The 18554-nt window shown below is 57.4% G+C and carries 19 protein-coding genes, 1 tRNA gene and 1 pseudogene; 13 read left to right on the top strand and 8 right to left on the bottom strand.

The window, feature by feature from the left end; genetic code table 11:
- Positions 1–3 precede the first annotated feature (3 nt).
- Positions 4–1602 (bottom strand): ShlB/FhaC/HecB family hemolysin secretion/activation protein, encoded by a 1599-nt coding sequence (locus tag AB4N41_RS21355; protein WP_095179900.1) that lies wholly within the window; start codon positions 1600–1602, stop codon positions 4–6.
- A gap of 54 nt (positions 1603–1656) precedes the next feature.
- Positions 1657–2268, bottom strand: a complete 612-nt coding sequence (locus tag AB4N41_RS21350; RefSeq protein ID WP_095179898.1) for a transposase — start codon at positions 2266–2268, stop codon at positions 1657–1659.
- Between the two features lie 376 nt (positions 2269–2644).
- Here AB4N41_RS21350 and AB4N41_RS21345 point away from each other — a divergent pair, with 376 nt between their 5' ends.
- From AB4N41_RS21345 to AB4N41_RS21330, 4 genes are all read left to right on the top strand, one after another.
- Entirely contained in the window at positions 2645–4270 is a 1626-nt protein-coding gene (locus AB4N41_RS21345) for an NADP-dependent glyceraldehyde-3-phosphate dehydrogenase (RefSeq protein WP_252878111.1), read from the top strand.
- Positions 4271–4372: 102 nt separating this feature from the next.
- Complete coding sequence (locus AB4N41_RS21340) at positions 4373–4729, top strand: DUF3302 domain-containing protein (protein ID WP_095179895.1); 357 nt, start codon at positions 4373–4375, stop codon at positions 4727–4729.
- A 2-nt stretch (positions 4730–4731) separates the two neighbouring features.
- Positions 4732–5691 carry an HlyD family secretion protein gene (locus AB4N41_RS21335; protein ID WP_016774598.1) on the top strand — a complete coding sequence of 320 codons (960 nt, stop codon included), beginning with the start codon at positions 4732–4734 and terminating at the stop codon, positions 5689–5691.
- Positions 5692–5748: 57 nt separating this feature from the next.
- On the top strand, positions 5749–6789 hold the full coding sequence (locus AB4N41_RS21330; RefSeq protein ID WP_243242787.1) for an FUSC family protein: 1041 nt from the start codon (positions 5749–5751) through the stop codon (positions 6787–6789).
- A 3-nt stretch (positions 6790–6792) separates the two neighbouring features.
- On the opposite strand, the gene AB4N41_RS21325 is transcribed toward AB4N41_RS21330, so the two are convergent.
- Positions 6793–7686: a DMT family transporter gene (locus AB4N41_RS21325; RefSeq protein WP_460138000.1), complete on the bottom strand. Its 894-nt coding sequence runs from the start codon at positions 7684–7686 to the stop codon at positions 6793–6795.
- A 147-nt stretch (positions 7687–7833) separates the two neighbouring features.
- On the opposite strand from AB4N41_RS21325, the gene AB4N41_RS21320 reads away from it, so the two are divergent.
- Together AB4N41_RS21320 and AB4N41_RS21315 are read left to right on the top strand one after the other, a co-directional pair.
- On the top strand, positions 7834–8271 hold the full coding sequence (locus AB4N41_RS21320; protein WP_056785725.1) for an Lrp/AsnC family transcriptional regulator: 438 nt from the start codon (positions 7834–7836) through the stop codon (positions 8269–8271).
- A gap of 58 nt (positions 8272–8329) precedes the next feature.
- A complete protein-coding gene (locus AB4N41_RS21315) occupies positions 8330–8659 on the top strand; it encodes a YceK/YidQ family lipoprotein (protein ID WP_130910296.1) in 330 nt (109 codons plus the stop codon).
- Positions 8660–8724: 65 nt separating this feature from the next.
- On the opposite strand, the gene AB4N41_RS21310 is transcribed toward AB4N41_RS21315, so the two are convergent.
- Positions 8725–9396: a Bax inhibitor-1/YccA family protein gene (locus tag AB4N41_RS21310; RefSeq protein WP_008006561.1), complete on the bottom strand. Its 672-nt coding sequence runs from the start codon at positions 9394–9396 to the stop codon at positions 8725–8727.
- 123 nt (positions 9397–9519) lie between these two features.
- Here AB4N41_RS21310 and AB4N41_RS21305 point away from each other — a divergent pair.
- Positions 9520–9607: transfer RNA gene (locus AB4N41_RS21305), tRNA-Ser, on the top strand.
- Positions 9608–9867: 260 nt separating this feature from the next.
- Here the strand turns inward: AB4N41_RS21305 and AB4N41_RS21300 are convergent.
- Positions 9868–10260: a helix-turn-helix domain-containing protein gene (locus AB4N41_RS21300; protein ID WP_042609818.1), complete on the bottom strand. Its 393-nt coding sequence runs from the start codon at positions 10258–10260 to the stop codon at positions 9868–9870.
- A 215-nt stretch (positions 10261–10475) separates the two neighbouring features.
- Here AB4N41_RS21300 and AB4N41_RS21295 point away from each other — a divergent pair, with 215 nt between their 5' ends.
- Entirely contained in the window at positions 10476–10937 is a 462-nt protein-coding gene (locus AB4N41_RS21295) for a Rid family hydrolase (RefSeq protein WP_042609819.1), read from the top strand.
- On the opposite strand, the gene AB4N41_RS21290 is transcribed toward AB4N41_RS21295, so the two are convergent.
- Positions 10934–11941: a LysR family transcriptional regulator gene (locus tag AB4N41_RS21290; RefSeq protein WP_080902523.1), complete on the bottom strand. Its 1008-nt coding sequence runs from the start codon at positions 11939–11941 to the stop codon at positions 10934–10936. The two genes, AB4N41_RS21295 and AB4N41_RS21290, sit on opposite strands and share 4 nt — an antisense overlap.
- A gap of 529 nt (positions 11942–12470) precedes the next feature.
- The gene (locus tag AB4N41_RS21285) at positions 12471–13214 is read right to left on the bottom strand and encodes an SDR family NAD(P)-dependent oxidoreductase (protein WP_064361698.1); all 744 of its coding nucleotides are present in this window, start codon (positions 13212–13214) and stop codon (positions 12471–12473) included.
- A 612-nt stretch (positions 13215–13826) separates the two neighbouring features.
- Here AB4N41_RS21285 and AB4N41_RS21280 point away from each other — a divergent pair.
- Positions 13827–14306 (top strand): carboxymuconolactone decarboxylase family protein, encoded by a 480-nt coding sequence (locus AB4N41_RS21280; protein ID WP_064361697.1) that lies wholly within the window; start codon positions 13827–13829, stop codon positions 14304–14306.
- Here the strand turns inward: AB4N41_RS21280 and pdxR are convergent.
- Entirely contained in the window at positions 14299–15735 is a 1437-nt protein-coding gene (pdxR, locus tag AB4N41_RS21275) for a MocR-like pyridoxine biosynthesis transcription factor PdxR (RefSeq protein ID WP_122704474.1), read from the bottom strand. The two genes, AB4N41_RS21280 and pdxR, sit on opposite strands and share 8 nt — an antisense overlap.
- 89 nt (positions 15736–15824) lie before the next feature.
- Here pdxR and AB4N41_RS21270 point away from each other — a divergent pair, with 89 nt between their 5' ends.
- The 4 genes and pseudogenes from AB4N41_RS21270 to AB4N41_RS21255 all read left to right on the top strand — a co-directional run.
- Positions 15825–16307 carry a GNAT family N-acetyltransferase gene (locus AB4N41_RS21270; protein WP_042609823.1) on the top strand — a complete coding sequence of 161 codons (483 nt, stop codon included), beginning with the start codon at positions 15825–15827 and terminating at the stop codon, positions 16305–16307.
- A gap of 28 nt (positions 16308–16335) precedes the next feature.
- Positions 16336–17010, top strand: a complete 675-nt coding sequence (locus AB4N41_RS21265) for an FMN-dependent NADH-azoreductase (RefSeq protein ID WP_042609824.1) — start codon at positions 16336–16338, stop codon at positions 17008–17010.
- Positions 17011–17162: 152 nt separating this feature from the next.
- On the top strand, positions 17163–17330 hold the full coding sequence (locus tag AB4N41_RS21260) for a hypothetical protein (RefSeq protein WP_460137996.1): 168 nt from the start codon (positions 17163–17165) through the stop codon (positions 17328–17330).
- Between the two features lie 11 nt (positions 17331–17341).
- A pseudogene (locus AB4N41_RS21255) lies at positions 17342–17515 on the top strand (DUF2625 family protein); the annotation flags it as partial.
- Positions 17516–18554 lie beyond the last annotated feature (1039 nt).

Below are 18554 nucleotides of genomic sequence, written 5' to 3'. Positions count from 1 at the left end.
CCGTTAGAAAGTGGCTTGAAGGTTGAAGTGCAGGCGCGATTCCTGCTTTGAGGTGTTCGGCCCTTCGAGTAGCGGGTAGCCCCAGTCGAGGCTGCCGGACAGCCATTTACTGAGGCTGGCGCGGGTGCCGAGGCCGACGCTGGCCAGGGCGTAATTGGCGTCCTGATCCGGCAGTTCGTCGCGCAGGTACAACTGCGCGCCTTCGGCGAAGGCATAGAAGCGCCAGTCCTGCATCCACGTGCCGGCGAATTTCGCCAGCGACGGTGTGCGCAATTCCTGGCTGAGCAGGTAGCCGTCATCGGCGGTACGTTCAGCCGCGAGATAGCCGCGCACCGAGGTGGCGCCACCGGCGGAGAATTGTTCGTTGGAAACCAGCGGCCCCGAGGCGAGTTGGAATGCGGCTTTGCTTGCGCTCTGCCAGTCGCTGTCGAAGGTCCAGGTGTAGTTGGTGTCGCCCTTGAGCACGGCGAAACCCGGTTTGGCGCGATAGCGTTTGTAGTCGAAGTCTTCGTCGTCGCTGCCGTAGCCGAACACGCTGCGCGTGGCGGCAACCAAACTCAGACCGAGACCGAGCTGGCTCTTTTCGCTGTAGCGATAGCCGTTGTAGGCGAAGGTGAACGGCGCGTATTTGAGCGGCACCTTGTCGCTTTCGCCGGACAGGCTCAGGCGCTCGTCGAAGTCCTTGAAGTCGATGCCGGCCGACAGCGAGTTCGACCAGTTGCCACTCGAGGGCAGCGTGTAAATTGCCGCGACGCCGTAGCTGTGACCCTTGCCGAGCACGTTGCTGCCGCCGATGGTGGCGACGTTGCTGTCGGACTGGTAACCGGAGAATTGCACGCTCCAGCGCTCGCTCAGCGGCGCGGTGTAGGACCCGGACCAGACCTTGGCGTTGTCGGTTTCCTGCGGCGCGGTGAAGAACGTCAGGTTGACGCTGTGACCGAGCTGCCAGAGGTTGTTGTAACCGAGGCTGGTGACGCTGCGCAGCTTTTCGGTGTCGGCGCTGTAGTCGTTATTGAGGCCGACGCTGGCCGTCCATGGGTTCTGGTCTTCGACCTGCAAGTCGACATCCATGGTGCCGGGGCGCTGCCCTTCACGCACCAGCGGCATGACCTGGCGACCGGGTGTCTTGTTGAGCTGCGCGAGTTCGCCCTGGACTTTGGCAAAGTCCGGCACCTCGCCTTCTTTCAGCGCCGGGACGTTGTCGCGGATATCCAGCGGCGAATAGTGTTTGGCGCCGACCACGCGCACCCGGCCGACCTTGGTTTCGCTGACTTGCAAATAAACGATGCCATCGGCCACGGCCTGCTCGGGCAGCTCGACAAACACCGACTGATAGCCGCGCTCCTGATAGGCCTTCTGCAACGCATCGCGGGCGCCTTCGATGTCGCTCAAGGCTTTCTGCGGGCCGAGAAACGGGTACACCGCTTCTTCGATCGCCCGCGCATCAAGCACGGTGTTGCCGCGCACGAAGTATTCGTTGACGTCGACCAGTCGCTGCGCGGCGGGCGCTTCTGTGCCCTCCTCGGCCAGCGCTGGCTGCGCGCCCGCCGTCACCAGCAGCCAGCCCCACAGCGCCAGCCGTGACGTGAAAATCCGTTCCACATTACCCCCTGAAATTCGCGATGACCTGTGGGCGTTAGCGCCCGGTGTGCTGCGTCAATTGCTGATCGTTGTGGCGCAGGCGTGCTTGCCCAGCCAGGTGTGCAACAGCGCAAAGTTCAGCGAGAACTCGGGCATTTGCAGCAAGGCACCGCAGAACACTTCGCCGATGATTTTCTGAATCAGCAGCACCGCGCGCGGCTCGTTGAGCAGCGTGGCGATGTCACGGCTGAGGGCGGTGAAACTCCAGACCTTCTGGTTCAGGCCAAGACCGACGAACCAGCGGAACAGCAGGTTGTAATTGAGCTGTTCATAGAGCTGCTGTTCGCTGGGCACCGAATACAGCAATTGCAGGAGCAGGATGTGCATCACCGTCTGCGCGGGAATGAGCATGCCGGGCGCGGCGTTGAGGTCGCGCAGCAGGTCCTGGTGGGCGTCGAGCAGATCGTCGATCTGCGGGCGCAGCAACACCAGCGAATGGCCCGGCGGAATGTAGCTGGACACTTCTTTCAAAGCGCCCTGCCAGTCATCCTGCGAGACGATCCAGACCCACGGCGCGCCGTAGCGATACACCGAAACCGGCTTCTTGCGCGCGGCTTCGACGATCTTCGACAGGCGTTGATCGAGCTCCTGCATGCCCACTTTCGAATAGCGTTCCATAGTCCCCATTGCCTCACTCCCGGCGTCCCGCCTCGGCTTGCAAAGTGCGCCCCGAAAGGCCCCTCAAGCGCGTTACACAGGCATGACCGGACTGGCAAAGGGCTACCGAACTTTTGTCATAAAAGCTTCATTACCGAAGATGGATTGACGGATGTAGATGATCGACCGTGGGAGCGAGCCTGCTCGCGAAAGCGCTGTGTCAGGCGATGAGGATGTTGGATGTGCCGCCGCCTTCGCGAGCAGGCTCGCTCCCACAAGGTGGACTGTGGTTGCACCGTTGCGTGACATTCGCGTGACATTCACGGGGTTAAATCCCGGCCCGTTCAGGCGTATAACCTTCACAAGACTTTCAATCGGCACGCCGACTTCAACACAGGGTAGTGACATGACCACAGCAAACATCCTTGGCAACCTGTTCCCTTCGGTCAGCGACATCCCGGAAAAATATCGCCTCGACGCTCAGGTCGAGCAGCGTGAATACCTGGTCGATGGCCAATTGCGCCGCTGGGACGGCCCACTCGCGCAGGTGCGCAGCCCGGTCTATCTGAAAAGCGAAAACGGCGAAGAACAGGTGATCCTCGGCAGCACGCCGCTGCTGGATGCCGACACCGCGCTCACCGCTCTCGACGCTGCCGTTCGCGCTTACGATCGCGGCCAAGGCCTGTGGCCAACCATGCGCGTGGCCGAACGCATCCAGCACGTCGAAGCATTCCTCGGCCGCATGCGCGAGCAGCGCGAGGCGGTGGTCAAGCTGCTGATGTGGGAGATCGGCAAGAACCTCAAGGACTCGGAAAAAGAGTTCGATCGCACCTGCGATTACATCGTCGACACCATCAATGCCCTGAAAGAACTCGACCGCCGTTCCAGCCGCTTTGAGCTGGAGCAGGACACCCTCGGTCAGATTCGCCGCGTACCGCTCGGCGTCGCCTTGTGCATGGGGCCTTACAACTACCCGCTGAACGAAACCTTCACCACGCTGATTCCGGCACTGATCATGGGTAACACCGTGGTGTTCAAACCGGCCAAGCTCGGCGTGCTGCTGATTCGGCCGTTGCTCGAAGCCTTCCGCGACAGCTTCCCGAGCGGTGTGATCAACGTCATCTACGGCAGTGGCCGCGAGACCGTCAGCGCGCTGATGGCCAGCGGCAAGATCGACATCTTCGCCTTCATCGGCACCAACAAGGCTGCCAGTGACCTGAAGAAGCTGCATCCGAAACCACACCGTTTGCGCGCTGCTCTGGGTCTGGACGCCAAGAACCCGGGTATCGTCCTGCCCGAAGTCGATCTCGACAACGCTGTGAGCGAAGCGGTCACCGGCTCGCTGTCGTTCAATGGTCAGCGCTGCACCGCACTGAAAATCCTCTTCGTGCATGAAGACGTGGTCGACAGCTTCATCGAGAAATTCAACGCCAGACTGGCCACGCTGAAACCGGGTATGCCGTGGGACAGCGGCGTGGCGCTGACGCCGCTGCCGGAGTCGGGCAAGGTCGATTATCTGCACGGGCTGGTCGCGGATGCGCAAAGCAAAGGCGCACAGGTGGTCAACCCGAATGGTGGCGAGTCCCACGCCTCGTTCTTCTACCCGGCAGTGCTGTATCCGGTGAATCCGCAAATGCGCGTCTATCAGGAAGAACAGTTCGGTCCGGTCGTGCCCATCGTGCCGTACCGCCACCTCGATACCGTGATCGACTACGTGCTGGAATCGGACTTCGGCCAGCAGTTGAGTATCTTCGGCACCAACCCGGTGGCCGTCGGCCGGCTGGTCGACACTTTCGCCAACCAGGTCGGGCGGATCAACCTCAACGCCCAGTGCCAGCGCGGCCCGGACACCTACCCGTTCAACGGCCGCAAAAACTCTGCCGAAGGCACGCTGTCGGTTCACGATGCATTGCGAGTGTTTTCGATCCGCACCCTGGTGGCGACCAAATTCCAGGAGAGCAATAAGGGCCTGATCAGCGAGATCATTCGCGGGCGTGATTCGAGTTTCCTGACCACCGATTACATCTTTTGATGGATGATCGGCAGGATTGAATGATCCTGCCGATCCGTCAGCTACCCGGCAATTCAGTGACTACACTGAGCCCAGCATTGCTGGATGCCCGGGAGGCTGACCATGCTCGATTACTTTGCATTGGGTCTGTTGGTTTTTGTCGGTCTCGTGCTGTTTTACGGGATTATCGTGCTGCATGACATTCCGTACGAGATCGCTGTCCACCGCAACCACCCGCACCAGGACGCGATCCATGCCACTGGCTGGGTCAGTCTGTTCACCTTGCATGCACTCTGGCCATTTCTGTGGATCTGGGCGATGGCCTATCGCGAGGATCGCGGTTGGGGTTTCGGCGATGGCAAACCCATTCAGAATCACGTCGATCAACTGGAGCAACAGGTCGTCGAGCTGCAAGCCCGGATCGAGCGGCTGGAAGCGCAGTCGCCGGTTGCGCCTCACTCTGACAGCCGGGGGATCTGAGCATGGATCTGTTGCTCATCCTCACGTATGCCGCGCTCTGCGTCGCGATTTTCAAGATCTTCCGCATTCCGCTGAACAAATGGACGGTGCCCACCGCTGTCCTGGGTGGCGTGCTGATCATCGGCGCGCTGATTTTCACCATGAACTACAACCATCCCTATTCTGAGGTGGCGCGCTCCTACTTCGTCTCGGTGCCGGTTATTCCGATCATCAGTGGCCAGGTGATCGACGTACCGGTAAAGGGCAACGAACCCCTGGAAAAAGGCGACGTGCTGTTTCGCATCGATCCCACGCCTTTCCAGAACCGCCTGAAATCGCTCAAGGCGCAACTGGTTGCAGCCAAGGGCGACCGCTACCGCATCACCGAACTGATTCGCCGCAACTTCGGCACCCAGCGTGAACTGGACGCGGCCATCGCCCGCACCGACGATCTGCAGGCGCAACTGGACAATGCGCAGTTCGAGCTGGACAACACCGTGGTTCGAGCACCGAGCAAAGGCTTCGTCACCCACGTTTCGCTGCGACCGGGGATGATGGCGAGCAAGCTGCCGCTGCGCCCGTCAATGGTGTTTATTCCGCAGGAAGGTCAGTACTTCGCCGCCTGGATGCGCCAGAACAGCCTATTGCGTCTGACCGTGGGCGACGAGGCCGAAGTCGCCTTCGATGGCATTCCCGGCAAGGTCTTTGCCGGTCGGGTGAAAAGTGTGATCGGGGTGATCGCCGAGGGCCAGGTGCAACCTTCCGGTACCCTGATCAGCTACACCGGTTCGCCACCGGCCGGACGCGTGCCGGTGATCATCGAGATAACCGATCCGGCGTTCGCCGAATACAGCGCGCTCATGCCGGGCGGCGCCTACGGGCAAGCGGCGCTTTACAGTCAGCACTTTCACCACATCGGCGCGATGCGCAAAATCCTGCTGCGCATGTCCGCCTGGATGAATTACATTTTCCCCTTCCACTGATTTGACTGACGTACGAGGTTCGCACTGACTACTTACAGCACCCACCGCCTGCCACCGCTGTTGCGCCGTATCCTGCGTCCGTTGCTGGACCCGTATCGGCGCTACCGTCACGCCCGACTGATCCATTCCGTGCGGGTGGCCTTGGGGTTGCTGGCGACGATTCTGCTGACCACTGGCATCAATCTGCCCCACGGCGAATGGGCGTCAGTGACCATGCTGGTGGTGATCGGCGGTTTGCAGCACCACGGCAACATCGGCAAAAAAGCCGCCGAGCGCGCCATCGGCACCCTGATCGGTGCGGGGGTCGGATTGGCCTTGGTGGCGCAGCACGCCTGGCTGGGCATGCCGTGGCTGACCTACTTTTCCATGGCCGTGGTCTGTGGCTTTTTCTCGTATCACGCGATTGGCAAGGGCGGCTACACCGCCCTGCTCTCCGCCATCACGGTGTTCATCGTCGCCGGGCATGGCGACAACCCGATCACCGATGGTCTGTGGCGCGGCGTCGACATCCTGATCGGCATCGCCCTCGCCCTGGCGTTTTCCTTCGCCCTGCCGCTGTACGCGGTCTACTCGTGGCGCTACAACCTCGCCGATGCCTTGCGCGACTGCGCCACGGTGTACGGGCGCATCATCAACGGTGAAGCGGTCAGCGCCGACGAACACGTGCGGCTGATGAGCAAGGTCGGTGCGGTGATGGTGCAGTTGCGCTCGCTGATGCCGTCGGTGTCCAAGGAAGTGAAAATTTCCATGACCGAGCTCGACGCCATTCAGCGCAACCTGCGCATGTGCATCAGCACGCTGGAGATCCTCGGCAATATCCGCCCCAACGCAAGCGACCCGCAGGCCACGGCACATCTGCAAACGGCACTGAAGGCTGAGCACCGGCAAATTCGTGTGCAGCTGATCGGCATGGCTCGCGCGTTGAAAACCGGGGCCTCGCAACGGCTGGAGCGACCGATGGAGCTGCCAGCAGTGGACCTTGATGCGCCGGTTGCCAATACGCTCGACGGCTACCGGATGTTGACCCGACAACTGGCGGCCAATATCAGCGAGATGCGCCAGCGCCTGGCAGCGACCGCACCGCGCTGGAACATCTGATCCTTACTGCGCCGCCAGCCGCCGGGCTTTCCCGCCCCAACCTTGTTGCATGCCGGCGGCCGCCAGCAGGATCGCTGCGACGCCTATCCATTGCAGCAATTGGAGGCGATGGCCGAAGGCGAACCAGTCAACGAAAATCGCCGCGATCGGATATATAAAGGACAGCGCGCCGGTCAATGCCGTCGGCAATTTTTGAATCGCGCCGTACAGCAAAACGTACATCAGACCGGTGTGCACGATCCCGAGAGTCAGCAGACTGGCCCACGCATCGACGCCTTGTGGCAACGCATCGAAATGCGCGAACGGCGCGAGCAACAACACACCGGTGCACACTTGAACCAGCACGATGAGGTGCGGCGGCGTGCCGGTCAGGCGCTTGATGATCAGTGCGGCAATCGCATACAGAAACGCCGCGCCCAACGCCAGAGCAATTCCCAGCAGATAGTCATTGCCGCTCTCGCCTTGGGTACCATGGGCGCTGACAATCGCCAGCATGCCCAGAAACGAAATCGCCAACCAGAACAGCTTCTGCAGGGTGATTTTTTCGCCGAGGAACAACGCCGCCAGGCCGACCAGCATGAACGGCTGTACGTTATAGACAGCCGTGCCGATCGCAATCGAGGCGCGGGAATAGGATGCGAACAGCAGCACCCAGTTGCCGACAATCGCCATTCCACTGAGCACCGCCAGCAGAAACGTTGTGCGGGTCAGAATCCCCGGACGCAGGAATCCGAACGCGGCGCAGACCAACAGCAAGGTGCCGGCGCCGAACACGCAGCGCCAGAACACCACGTCGAGCACCGGTTGCCCGGACACCAGCACAAACCAGCCGATCGTCCCGGATATGAGCATGGCGGCGGTCATTTCCAGCGAGCCGCGGCGGATTGCGTTGTCCATCATCTTCTCCTGAGGCTGTGAGCGAAGCATGGCAAAAGTATGCCAAGCGCACCTCGGGCTGCTCCAGCGCATAAAGCAGGCTAAACTTGGTTTTTGCCTTTTTTATCGAGGGTGATTTGCGCCCCTTGCCTAATCCGGAGTTTGAATGTGACTGACGATATCGATCAGATCCTTATCAGCGCGCTGATGGAAGACTCGCGTCGCTCGCTCAAAGCGCTGGCGCAGATCAGCGGCCTGTCATCGCCCAGCGTGGCCGAGCGGTTGCGGCGTCTGGAAGAACGTGGCGTGCTCAAGGGCTACACGGTAGAGATCGATCCGAAATGCTTCGGCTATCAGTTGCAGGCGATCGTCCGTGTGCGGCCGCTGCCAGGGCAACTGCAGGAGGTTGAGCGGCAGATCATGTCGATCCCGGAGTTCACCGAGTGCGACAAGGTCACCGGCGACGACTGCTTTATTGCCCGCCTGCACGTGCGCTCGATGGAGCAGCTCGATACCCTGCTCGACCGACTGAATACGTTGGCCGAAACCAACACCGCGATCGTCAAGAAGACCCCGGTCAAGCGGCGACTGCCACCGATGGCGTAGGTGTCTTTTACCAATGATCAGGGTAGATTGGGTTTTTTTGCGGCTAAGGAATGGCGCTATGAAAATTCAGGCAATACTGCTGGCCGGCATGCTGCTCGGCGGCTGTGGCACGATTCAAACAGTAGCGCGCAACGATCAGGCTGCCGTTGACGGACTCAAGCAGCAGAAAAGTTATTGCGGCGCGGTACCGAGAATCTACAGCGGCCTCGCTTATGACTTCTGCACGCTGAACGCTCCGCTGGCCTCAGGCATCGATCCCGATGATCACCGCAACGCGGCGATTCCGGTGGTGCTGGTGGACGCCGTGGTCTCCGGCGCCCTAGATACCTTGCTGCTGCCCTACACGATCTACCGTCAGCAAGTGGACGGCAGCATCGTCATCAACTGAGCAGACACCTTTGTCCAGACGATAAAAAACCCGCCGAAGCGGGTTTTTTATTGCAGCCATTACGATCAGTCGTCGCGGCTCATGATGCCGAACAGTTGCAGCAGGCTGACGAACAGGTTGTAGATCGATACATACAGGCTGATGGTCGCCATGATGTAGTTGCGCTCGCCGCCGTGGATGATCGCGCTGGTCTGGAACAGAATGCAGACCGACGAGAACAGCACAAAGCCGGCGCTGATCGCCAGTTGCAGGCCGCTGATCTGGAAGAAGAAGCTCGCCAGCGTAGCGCCCAGCAGGACAAAGAAACCTGCGGTGATGAAGCCGCCAAGGAAGCTCATGTCCTTGCGGGTGATCAGCACGTAGGCCGACAGACCACCGAACACCAGTGCGGTCATGGCGAAAGCCGAGCTGACCACTTCAGCGCCGCCCTGCATGCCCAGGTAACGGTTCAGGATCGGGCCGAGCAGGAAACCCATGAAACCGGTCAACGCGAAGGCGGATACCAGGCCCCACGCGGAATCACGGAGTTTGTTGGTGAGGAAGAACAGCCCGTAGAAGCCGATCAGCACCACGAAAATGTTCGGGTAGCCGACACGCATCTGCTGGGCTACGAAGGCCATCACGCCGCTGAATGCGAGAGTCAGAGCCAAGAGACCATAAGTGTTGCGCAGGACGCGGCTAACCTCTAGCTGCTCAGCCTGCACGCTGTTATTAACTGCGTAATCCTGTTCGCGCATGGCGACACTCCTGTTGGTTTGAAACGTTCAGTCGCAAAGATCATAACAGACGCTCTGTAACAAGCCATGCAGAGAGTTTGACAGTGTGTTTCATTCAGGTATTATGGCGCCCGCAACGCAAACGGAGGTGTGGCCGAGTGGTTTAAGGCAACGGTCTTGAAAACCGTCGACTGTAACAGGTCCATGAGTTCGAATCCCATCGCCTCCGCCATCTTATGTACGACAAAGCCCTGATTATGCAGGGCTTTGTCGTTTCTGGCATTCAGGAAATTGGCTCCTCTGTCTACGGATCGTTTCCGCATCTTTTCGGGCATTTCCGCAACCCTACCCTTCTGACACCGTTAAGTGCTCAACAAAACTAAGCACAGCGCGACGGCAGCATTGAATGCTCAGTAGACCGCTTTCGGCCTGCGTCGCCTCCTAGGGTTAAGCCTCCAGGTACGACTTAGCTCCGCTATCCAGCTCATCAAGTCACAGCGCAGGCGATTGATTGTTCTGTTTCCAAGCCCGCGGAGTTACACCTTCGGTTCGCACGAATGTTCGACAGAAGTGTGACTGGTCAGAGAAGCCACACTCCAGTGCAATGTCCGCAATTAGCAATCTCGACGTCTGAAGTAGCTGCTTGCCCCTCAAAATCCGCTGCTCTCGCATCCATTCTTTGGGTGAGACGAGAGTGCTTCTTTTAAACTGACGGGTGAAATGGCTGCGCGATAGCGCACACGCTTGTGAGATAGCTGCCACGGAGATACCTGCGTCCAAGTTATCGAGCATCACCTGCTTGGCGCGCTGGATCTGCCAAGGTTTCAAATGTCCGGTTTGTTTAGTCAAATCCTTAAGTGAGGACGCGCATGTTTCCTTTTTCATCCTGATTCCTTTTTCCCAGTAGCCGGTTGATTAGCTCAATCCAGCGGTCAGTCGATTGGGAAAAATTTAACGGAAGTCGCGTCGAGATGGGGGCGCATTTTTGCGCTGCTGGAGGCGCAAAATTGCGCATTTTCAATAGTGTTTCCAGTGCTAGCCTCTGCTTCCCGACAACTCGAATCGACGTCATTCGATCCGTCATCTGCAAGGAGAAAGCAATGGCTGCTTCACAACCGCACGGCAAAAACACCGCTTACTGGGGAGTCTCATGGGAGGAGGGCTACGGCTACCCCCAGGCCAGAAAAGTTGGAAACGAGATCTATATCTCGGGTCAGTTCAACCACGATGAGGCGGGTAATCTCGTTGCTCCCGCGCCCCTGAATAGCGAGGGCAAACCGAGCGATTTCTCATCGATAGGAGAGCAGATGCGCGTCTCCTACGACAACATCGCCAAGTTGCTCGCGCTCTATGGAGCAACCCTTAATGATGTCGTCGAAGAAACGCTCTACGTCTTGGATATGGACGCGGCATTCGCCGTGGTAGGTGATGTGCGCAAAGCCGCATATCGCACTGAGCGGCCCCAGTGCGCGAGCAATATCATCGGTGTATCCAGGTTGGCTCAACGTTCACAGCTGATTGAAATTGTCTGCAAGGCTGTCATCGGATCTAGCGCCGACTAAGAGACGCTCCCGGTTTCGCCCTGCGCAACCGGGAGATTCAGCTGCCCTTCGATCAAAGGCTTTTGATGCGCTACGGCTGCTGCACAAAAAGTCATGAATGCTTTGACTCTCCATGACTTTCGAATGTCCTGATGCGTAAGCAGCCAGAGCTCGTCCTGTAGCTCGCGCACAACTGGCCCTACGCGTGTTAACCCAGGCGTAATGTCACCCAGCATGCACGGAAGAAACCCATAACCAAGTCCTGCCGCAATGGCGACGCTCGCGGCCGCGACTGAGTCCGTACGATAAGAAATACAGTCGGCGCTGACTCTGTCTTCGACGTAGCTTTTGGCCTTCAGTCCACATAATCCTGCGGAATAGGACACCCACGGTTGGCCTTCTGCGAACGGGGCACTAGTCGCTTGTTTTATGCTGCCATAAGGCGCCCATGCGATCGAAGCGAGCTTGCGCCCGACTAGACTTTCGGCAGGTTTTTTGGTCGCTCTCACCGCTACGTCAGATTCATCGCGAGCCAGACTTAACGTCTCGTTGCCAACCAGAACCTCGATGGCAATTCCTTCATTAAGTGCCTTGAAGTCGGCGATGATCGGCGTGAGAAAATACAGCAGCAGCGAGTCGCTGGTAGTGATCCTAAGCTTTCCAAGCAGCCCTTGACCTGCCCGAGAAACCCGACGTGTAACGCTGACGATATCAAGCTCGACGCGTTCGGCGAGCGCTCTTAATTCAATACCTTCGGGCGTCAGCATGTACCCAGAGCGGCGGTGGTCAAATAAAGCGACCCCAAGTGTCTTTTCCACTTGAGCCACACGACGCGATACGGTGGATACATTAATCCCCAACCTCTTTGCAGTCGTTGCTCTATTACCGCATTCGCTTAGCGTTTTGATGATTCGCAAGTCGTCCCAAGAAAGCTGACTTACAGCATCGCTTAAATTCTGGGTGACGCCGATTGGTACGGGCGGATTGATTGAAGCTTTTTTTGATGTTGGTTTCACGCCAAGCATCCCAAACTAAGGTTGCTCATCATACGAAATGGCTGGAGGCGAACCAAGGAGTCAAGTGCACAAGCGGACTCGACCCGAGCAACCGGCCAGGATGTTCGGGTTAGATAGGGTGGCGTCAGTCGTTCGGGCGAGTATTAAGCCTTTACCATTTCCCCTGACCAACTTAGTCGTGCAGCTTTAATCACTTCATTCTAATCAGTCGAACGTCCGCTTTTGGCCGGAAGCAGACGCTTATGAATGACCGCTTTCGGCCAAAAGCGGACATAAATGAGGCATGCATATAGCAAAGGTGGTCACCGCTGCGGGCTTGCCCATGTGGGTCTTTCGTTCAAGGCGTGCTGGGCGTGTCGGCACCGGCCAGCTGAGGATTCATAGATACAAGGTGGGCAACCATGGGGGGAATGTACGTAATCAAGGGCCCGAGTTGATCGCGTCAATCGAGGTAAAGTTAGCGCAAGAAAAAATAAGAGGCCGAGCGCACGATCCGCACCGAATACATGTCTACACGACCTCTTCGCGTTTCTATGCCCTACCGCAAGGTATACCCACCATCTACCACAATATCTTGGCCGTAAATGCCACGTGCTCGCTCTGATAGAAGGAACAGAATCACATCTGCCACCGCTTCCGGCTCAAGGAACTTACCCTCTAGTAAGCGCTGATTGACCGTTTCCGCGACTGAGGACAACGTCGCATTATCCAACCCTAGTGATCGCCAGATCGGCGTAGCTGTTGGCCCTGGCGATACGACGTTCACTCTAATTCCGGCCTCAGCCTGTTCGACGGCTAAGGTTCGAGCATGCGCTGTCAGTGCTGTTTTCGACGCAATGTAGCCAGCCAAGCCTGGGAAGGCCAAAGCGGAAAGAAAAGTCCCCACAAATACTACCGAAGCGGGTCTCGCCAATTGGGCTCGCAAAGCTGAAAGCGTGTTAAGCGCACCTGCTCCGTTGATGGCCCAATTTCGCTCGAATCCCTTACTCGCCAAGCTGTCTTCAAGTACAGCGACTCCTGCATTCGGTACTAGAAAATCTACAGGCCCGATTCTAGAGACGCAGTGTGCAAGCTTCTCAAGATCCGAACTTACCGTAACATCGCCACTGACAATATGGAGGCGATCACCATGAACGTCTTTGAGTGCAGCCAGGCCGCCCCGGCCACGGGACATCGCCACTACCGTCGCTTCATAGCTTAGTAATCGTTGAACGACTGCCAGTCCGATGCCTGAACTTGCTCCGGTTACCACAGCGACACGATTGTCGAACTCACTTTTCATGTTTCAGCTCCTTGGGTATTAAACCATTTACCCATCACTGACACATTTCATGCCAACCTAAAACGTCATAAAAATCAGGGTGCAGAAGCTATACCGAGTCAATTTGACCATTATTCGTTTTAGTCGAAATGACGACAAATAGGTTTTTTTGACACGCACCAATGGCTGTGTTCTCAAGTGCGTTATAGGACTGAAAATCCGGTCGCATCGAATTTCTTTGAGAGGAAAATACCACTCCACTCTTCGTAAACACGCCCGAGTTGCTCCGCGAACTGCGGATTGACCGCCCACCGCCCCACTCTCTTGCGATCTGTTTCGGCTTTGTCGACCGGCGAGAGGAATCAGTCTTCACAAAGGCGCTGCACCTGTTATCCACCCCAGAACTATCGCGCATCGCAACTCAGTTGCCGCTTACTGTGCCAGTTTATACACCGGCTTTGGGTCGCCTTCCGCCGGGTTCACGGACAACCGGCTTGGCAACATCGGCGAACGGCAAATCGCGAATCAGAACAGCATGGCTTAGTTGAAAGGTCTTTTCTTGGCCCTGTCTGACTAGACCACGCGTGGCTACAGTGGGCTCCAACAACCCTAAACCCGCTGCGAGTGACCGCCATGAACAACCGTATTGATTACTTCAAACAGTCGCCTCAGGCTTCCAATAAGCTGGTGGAGCTGACGATGCAACTGAGTAAGAAGCCGCTACTGGCTGACCTGGCCCACCTCATAATGCTGCGGGCGTCTCAATTGAATGGCTGCGCGTTCTGCGTGGATATGCACGTGAAGGAAGCCAAGATCCATGGCGAGCGCGAATTGCGCCTCCATCACATTGCGGTCTGGCGTGAATCGCAACTGTTCTCGCCAATAGAGCGCGCGGCGCTCGCCTGGACAGAAGCCCTGACCCAACTGCCATCCCATGGTGTACCTGAAAGCCTCTACGCGGATGTGCGTGAGCAGTTTTCCGAACAGGATCTGTCGGATTTGTCGTTCCTGATTGTCGCCATCAACGGTTGGAATCGCCTCAATGTGGCCTTTCAGGCAGTCCCTGGTTCGTCGGATGAGGTGTTCGGCCTGACCAAAGCCAACCTCAACTGAGCGCACGGTTTATCAACGCGCCAAGCTGCTCGCCCTGAGCAGCGCAGGCGCAGTTGGTGAAGCTCAGCAGCAGCCCAGATTGACGCCGCGACGAAACACTCCATCGCGACAAGGGTTGCACGGCGATGCCTTTGGCCAGCAGTTGCTCAGTCAGGGCAGTGTCGACTACTCCCTCCGGCAAACGGAGTACCAAGTGCATCCCCCCTGGCGAGCGCTCCACCAACAGTCCATTGGGTAAACTCCGCTCCAACGCTTCAATAGTCAAAGCGCGTCGTTCGCTGTAGAGCCTTCGCATGCGCTGAATGTGCCGAGTGAAATGCCCCTCGACAATGAACTCTGCGACCAGCGCTTGAGTAATCGCTGGCGAGCCTGCGGAGAATAACGCCCGACTTACACGCTCAAACGCTGCCACTTGCCCCTGAGGCACCACTAGGTAGGCAAGGCGGATACCGGGGAAAAGCACCTTGCTGAAAGTCCCGGCGTACAGCACGCGCCCGTTGCGATCCAGGCTCGCCAACGCCGGGAAGGGGCGACTGACATAGCGATACTCGCCGTCGTAATCATCCTCGACAACCCAGGCATCGCTCCGGGCCACCCAATCGAGTAACAACTGTCTCCGAGGCAAAGACAGCGCCATACACAGTGGGCTTTGATGCCCCGGCGTCACCATGACGACCTGTGCAGCCTGATGCCTGGCAATGGCCTGCTCCACATCCATACCTTCGGCATCAACTGGCACTGCCTCAAGCTCAATACCGAATTGACGAAGCACTTGGCGCGTGGTTGGGTAGCCAGGATCTTCGACCCAGGCTCGCTCCCCTGCGCGCAGCAAAGTATGTGCGATCAGCGACAGGCTACTGCGCCAGCCGCTGGTGATAAACACCTGATGGGCGCCGCAATCGATACCTCGAGACACCTGCAGATATGAGGCGATGGCGCTGCGTAAGGCAGGCAGGCCGTGCGGCGGCGGATAGTCCAGATCGCCTGAACGCATGCCTCGCAGATAACGGGCACCCAAGCGCGCCCAGATCTTGCGTGGGAACTCATCCATTGCAGGCACTCCCATCTGAAACGGCAAAAGTTGCGGTGGACGCCATAGTGCGTCTGGGGAGTTTTCAATCACCTCGCTGCTGACGGATAAAGCGGGGGCAGACAGTAGCGGCTTCTGCAATTCGGGATTGACCACGGTGCCCTTCTGCCCCAGGGCCAAGAGGTAGCCCTCGCTCGTGAGCAGCGAATAGGCCAGTTCGATGGTGCCACGAGCAACGCCGAGATCCTTGGCGAGAGCTCGCACCGAAGGCAATCGGTCACCAGGGGAAAGCGTGCCAGCGGCGATGGCGGCGAGTACTCGGTCATATAACTGACGGTACAGAGGCGAACCGGGTTGCCCATCCAAGGAGGCGAAAGGGTGCGAACAGGAAGTCATCATGGCCTAGTTCATATCTCACTTCTTGGTTCAATAAATTGAGGCAATGTTAGTTCAAGATTTGACCATCACAACCCACTAAGGCCTCTCCCATGACGTTCAATCTTCAAGACTACGTGCCCAGCGTGCTCGACTTGGCCGACACTGCCCTGCGTCCTCTAGACAGCCGCCATGACTTGAAAATCGCTTTCCCGGTAATGCAGCAATTGCGCCCCCACCTAACAAGCGAGGCCGATTTTATGAGTCGTATCGAACGAATGCGAGCCGGCGGCTATCGCCTGGTTGGAGCCTTCGAGTCATCGGCTCTCGTGGCGCTTGCAGGTTACCGCCTTCAGGAGAATCTGATTTATGGCCCATTCTTGTATGTCGATGACCTCATCACCGATGAAGCCCAGCGCGGCGGCCAGTGGGGCTCCCGGTTATTGCGAGCTCTGGAACGACTGGCTCGTGCCAGCGGTTGTGCTCGCCTTGTGCTTGACACGGGTTTGGCCAACGCGCGCGCCCAACGCTTCTACTTCCGCGAAGGCCTTTATACCGGCGCGCTGCGTTTTCAAAAACAGTTCGATACCCCATGACCGCATCACCCGTACAGGAGGCAATATCATGAACCCGTCTCAGAAGCCCCTCGCTCCTTTGCGAATCCTTCGCCTGATTGCCAGTCCCAACGGTAATGCATCTGAAAGCTTGAAACTGTCTGAGCGGATTCTGCACGCTCTGACAGTACGCGCTGGCATACGCGGGATTGAACTGACGGATATAGACCTGAACACGTTATCGCCAGTCGATGCGACTTATGCCCATGCCTTGGCCCATCCGAGCGAAATAGCTACCGAGGATCAGAAAGGTACATTGAGTCGCTCCGACCAAATGATCATCCTGTTGAATGCCTGCGATGTGCTGCTTATCGCTACTCCCATGCACAACTACAGCGTGCCCTCGCCGCTCAAGGCCTGGATTGACCACGTCGTACGCGTCGGAAAAACTTTCCTCAGCACATCAAAAGGTAAGGTTGGAACGTTATTGGATCGCCCCGTCTACGTTGCCGTAGCCACCGGCGGCTACATTAGCGGTGAGAGGGCACGGCAACCCGACTTTCTTCGTCCCTACCTATCCGCAGTGCTGAAAACCATCGGTCTCAATCAGGTGCATTACTTCACCGTTGAAGGCACAGCAAAAGGGACGGACGCGCTAAAAACGGCGCAGAAAATAGGGTACGACGATGTGCATACGTTCTTTCATGAGGAAATCGAAACTAGGACTCATGAAACAGTTGCCTGAAGCCGGTGCCCCAGACGGCCGAAGTACAAAGGTCGGCAGCGATGCCTGAAGCTGAGCCTAGCTTTTTGATTTTCGGGAGAGCTGTTCGCCCGGGTCGGCAGCCATGGGCCGCATGTCCCCCTCTTAATACCGCCTACAGAGAGGAATTGATCATGAGTCGCCTCAGTTGGTTTCAAACTTCACATGGTGCAGCCAAGTCGCTTGAAATTAATGACCCCGCCATGATCTACATACGGAAGATGCTGGAGCATGCCGACCGCCCCTACGACTTGCTTCCACCTCACCTCAAAACACCAGCGTTCTTCTACAGCTACAGGTAACAACCAAGTCTACTTTGGGGGCTATAGCATTTGAGACTGGCGGGATACTGATTGATCGGGGCCTGGCGGGATGGAGCGAGGGACGGGCGTAAGGGCAGCTGCTGGTGGCAGATGACGAAGCAGGTGGATGCTTTTCCATCAACGGCGGCGGCTTGGGTGATGATGTGGGAGCGGTGTACTACTAGGCGCCCGATATTCTGCAGTGGGAGCCATTGGGCATCGATTATACCGCCTTCTTGGAATGAGCTGTGAGCAATCGTACGGCGGCCTACTAAGAGGGCCTACGTTGGTAATCCTGGCGCAACGACATTCAGTGAGTGGGCGGAGATCAATGCGTGTCTTTCTACCCATTCCTATGGACACGAGGGGCTGAGTGGCAATAAGCGCGCAGGTTGTCAGCATGGCTGAATAGTATGATTTGAATTGCACATTAGCCGGCCAGTTGTACGCCCCGCCATCACTCCTAATTAAATTAAGCAGGCCGGCAGCGAGTCAAAGTGCGCTGGTTACGCACAGACATTTCAAAGTTGAAGCATTCACTGGACTCTTACTGAGACACTGACCACCTGCTTACGTCAGACTGACACTCCGGATAGTACGTTTGAACAATACAACACCGAGCCTTCGTTCGAGGTTTCTCTCTACCTAGCTTACAGCAGGGGGAGCCCCCCCAATGGTGGGATGCCCAAGTGCAGCTGCGCTGCTTTGCTACCTCTAAGAATTTAACCAAGACCATCAAGCTGATCTTGGCGCATAAGTCCTCCGACCTTTTGTAATTTTGTTGGCAGCAATTGTTACGAAATTGCTCTACCTGCCTAGGAACACCGCAACGCAGATCATGGGTTGATTAGTACAAAGATCCACTCGGGAGAGAAGGCGGACAAGCGAGGAAAAGGACCACTGGATTTCGTTTTTATCAATAAAGTCGCGAGCACTGGTCTAACACAGACTGCCCCTCGGATTTTGCTGCAAAATTGAAACAAAAAATTTTGGTTCGCGGGCACGGGAATCGCACTTAGCTCGTTTTGCTGATGACTTCAGCCTGTCATTAGATGCGAAGGTTAAAGAGCGACAAGAAGTGGCGTGCCGCTTTGCACATCGGACATAGCTTGGAGGGGAGAGCTCTCTGAGTCCTAATGCTTCGCTAAGGGAAATACGTGACGTACTCCCCACGCCAATTTGAGCTACACGCACCCGATCCATTTCCGGTCAAATGTAAAGAGA

The organism is Pseudomonas sp. S2_A10, from assembly GCF_054668465.1.
Note: the sequence above shows the minus strand (reverse complement) of the source record. Positions and strands in the feature narration are given on the sequence as shown.

Bases quoted from the DNA above. Each gene is read 5' to 3' on its own strand.
- AB4N41_RS21340 (WP_095179895.1), top strand. From the start codon at position 4,373: ATGCTCGATTACTTTGCATTGGGTCTGTTGGTTTTTGTCGGTCTCGTG.
- AB4N41_RS21290 (WP_080902523.1), bottom strand. From the start codon at position 11,941: ATGCTTGGCGTGAAACCAACATCAAAAAAAGCTTCAATCAATCCGCCC.
- AB4N41_RS21265 (WP_042609824.1), top strand. From the start codon at position 16,336: ATGAACCCGTCTCAGAAGCCCCTCGCTCCTTTGCGAATCCTTCGCCTG.
- AB4N41_RS21300 (WP_042609818.1), bottom strand. From the start codon at position 10,260: ATGAAAAAGGAAACATGCGCGTCCTCACTTAAGGATTTGACTAAACAA.
- AB4N41_RS21310 (WP_008006561.1), bottom strand. From the start codon at position 9,396: ATGCGCGAACAGGATTACGCAGTTAATAACAGCGTGCAGGCTGAGCAG.
- AB4N41_RS21260 (WP_460137996.1), top strand. From the start codon at position 17,163: ATGAGTCGCCTCAGTTGGTTTCAAACTTCACATGGTGCAGCCAAGTCG.
- AB4N41_RS21285 (WP_064361698.1), bottom strand. From the start codon at position 13,214: ATGAAAAGTGAGTTCGACAATCGTGTCGCTGTGGTAACCGGAGCAAGT.
- AB4N41_RS21345 (WP_252878111.1), top strand. From the start codon at position 2,645: ATGACCACAGCAAACATCCTTGGCAACCTGTTCCCTTCGGTCAGCGAC.
- AB4N41_RS21325 (WP_460138000.1), bottom strand. From the start codon at position 7,686: ATGGACAACGCAATCCGCCGCGGCTCGCTGGAAATGACCGCCGCCATG.
- AB4N41_RS21315 (WP_130910296.1), top strand. From the start codon at position 8,330: ATGAAAATTCAGGCAATACTGCTGGCCGGCATGCTGCTCGGCGGCTGT.
- AB4N41_RS21280 (WP_064361697.1), top strand. From the start codon at position 13,827: ATGAACAACCGTATTGATTACTTCAAACAGTCGCCTCAGGCTTCCAAT.
- AB4N41_RS21335 (WP_016774598.1), top strand. From the start codon at position 4,732: ATGGATCTGTTGCTCATCCTCACGTATGCCGCGCTCTGCGTCGCGATT.
- pdxR (WP_122704474.1), bottom strand. From the start codon at position 15,735: ATGATGACTTCCTGTTCGCACCCTTTCGCCTCCTTGGATGGGCAACCC.
- AB4N41_RS21270 (WP_042609823.1), top strand. From the start codon at position 15,825: ATGACGTTCAATCTTCAAGACTACGTGCCCAGCGTGCTCGACTTGGCC.
- AB4N41_RS21350 (WP_095179898.1), bottom strand. From the start codon at position 2,268: ATGGGGACTATGGAACGCTATTCGAAAGTGGGCATGCAGGAGCTCGAT.
- AB4N41_RS21295 (WP_042609819.1), top strand. From the start codon at position 10,476: ATGGCTGCTTCACAACCGCACGGCAAAAACACCGCTTACTGGGGAGTC.